Raw genomic sequence first — 1,500 nt, 5'->3', positions numbered from 1 at the left:
AAGGAGATTCCCAATGGTGAAGTCAAGCCCTCAGGGTGACTGGCCGTGAGGGATTCATGCCGCTACGGCAACGGTGTGGGACGCGCCGACCTCGAAGGTCCGGTGGTCGCGTATGAGGGCCCAGAGCACGTTGAGACGGCGCCTGGCCAGCGCGAGGACGGCCTGCTTGTGGGACTTCCCCTCGGATCGTTTGCGCTGGTAGAAGGCTTTGGACTCCGGGCAGCTGTAGGCAGCGACCTGGGCGGAGAGGTAGAACATCCGCAGGAGCCTGCGGCTGTAGCGCCGCGGCCGACGCAGGTTGCCGCTGATCTTCCCGGAGTCGCGGGGGACAGGGGCGAGCCCGGCGACGCCGGCGAGCCGGTCGGGGCTGCCGAAGGCGGTCATGTCGCCGCCGGTGGCGGCGATGAACTCCGCTCCCAGCATGTTGCCGATGCCGGGCAGGCTGGTGATCGCTTCGGCGTCGGGATGCTCGCGAAACCGGCCCTCGATCAGGGCTTCGATCTCCGCGATCTCCTGGTCGAGGGCCATCACCTCCCTGGCCAGGGTGTGGACCATCTTCGCGGCGGTCTTCTCCCCGGGAACAGCGGTGAACTGGGCCTCGGCGGCGGTGACGGCGGCTTCTGCGGCCCCTCTGGCGCGGTTGCCCACGCGGACGCCGTGGTTCTTCAGCCAGGTGGCCAGCCGGGCCCGGCCGATCCGGCGCAGGGCGGCGGGGGTCTGGTAGCCGGTCAGCAAGATGAGCGCGGTCTTGGAGACGCTGTAGTCGAAGGCGCACTCCAGGGCGGGGAAGTACTCAAGCATCTGCGCGCGGAGCCGGTTGACCGCTCTCGTGCGGTCGGCCGAAAGGTCCATGCGCCGGGCGGTGAGGATCTTCAGGTCGATGGCGATCTCGCTGGTCTCCAGCAACGGTTGCAGATCGCGCCGCATCCGTGCCTGATCGGCGATGACGAAGGCGTCCTTCGCGTCCGTCTTACCGCTGCCGCGGTAGGCGGCGGAGGCGTGGTGCACGGTCCGGCCGGGGATGTGGAGCAGCTTCTGCCCGTGGTTGACCAGCAGGGCGATCCACAATGCGGCCCCGCCGGCGTTCAGGTCGACCGCCCATGTGACCGGGCCGCCGTCAGCCAGCTCCAGGACGTCCCCGAGCAGTTCCAGCAGTTCGGTTTCGTTGTTCGGCACCCGGCGCGAGAGCACCTTCGTGCCGTCGGTGTTGATCACGGTGCAGTGGTGCTCGGCCTTGCCCGCGTCCGTCCCCGCCCACAGTTCCGGCACTGGGTCTCCCTTCGTCGTGCTTACGTGCTCTCCCAGCAGACGACCTCGCCGACGTGTCCATACAAGCGATTCAGTTCGCGCATCCCAATCAGCGGCCGAGTCGTCGCGGGGCACCGGGCGGCCAATCTCCTTCAGCCACGAGAGCGGCAACAGCATGACAGCCACACCCGGCGCCCCTGGGTGTCCGGATCTTACGAGTGACCCGAATCAACCCACGAAGAAAGGTATGGA

1 protein-coding gene is annotated in these 1,500 nt (G+C 67.9%); it reads right to left on the bottom strand.

Features of this window, described 5'->3' with window-relative positions:
* Nucleotides 1-54: 54 nt before the first annotated feature.
* Nucleotides 55-1,269: an IS110 family RNA-guided transposase gene (locus NQU54_RS48485; RefSeq protein ID WP_257636642.1), complete on the bottom strand. Its 1,215-nt coding sequence runs from the start codon at nucleotides 1,267-1,269 to the stop codon at nucleotides 55-57.
* Between the last annotated feature and the right edge of the window lie 231 nt (nucleotides 1,270-1,500).

The sequence above is a fragment of the Streptomyces malaysiensis subsp. samsunensis genome, from assembly GCF_024519315.1.
GTDB classification, from domain to species: Bacteria; Actinomycetota; Actinomycetes; order Streptomycetales; family Streptomycetaceae; genus Streptomyces; species Streptomyces malaysiensis.
This window is presented reverse-complemented; position numbering and strand designations above follow the sequence as displayed.